This window comes from Sinorhizobium sp. GQ132, from assembly GCF_059758575.1.
This window is the reverse complement of record NZ_JCAXDX010000070.1, coordinates 1-360: the sequence shown is the minus strand read 5'-3', so window position 1 is coordinate 360 and position 360 is coordinate 1. Positions and strand designations below refer to the sequence as shown.

Sequence of the window (360 nt, the reverse complement as noted above, 5' to 3'; positions counted from 1 at the left end):
GAAATCAAGAAGAAGCTGACGGCCGCCAGCGAAGACGGCGTCGACAAAAACAAGATCCAGGAAGAAATCTCTCAGCTGCAGGAGCAACTGGTGAGCATTTCGGAAGCTGCCTCGTTCTCGGGTGAGAACTGGCTGCAGGCAAATCTCGGCGGTCCCGCTGCCGATCTTCAAAAGAGCGTCGTCGCCTCCTTCGTTCGCGACTCTGCCGGCAACGTCTCGGTCAAAAAGGTTGACTACCAGCTGAGCGCCTCGAACGTACTGTTCGACAGCGGCGGCAACGCCGGCATCCTCGACCAGACGGCAAACGTCGGCAACGATGGCGTTGTCGTCAACGTCAACATTGGTGGCACGACCGGCTCC

Annotated in this window: 1 protein-coding gene; it reads left to right on the top strand. The window is 58.6% G+C overall.

What is annotated here, in order from left to right:
- The coding region (locus AC6CIG_RS29760) for a flagellin N-terminal helical domain-containing protein (RefSeq protein WP_498324395.1) at nucleotides 1-360 on the top strand (360 nt) is incomplete at both ends.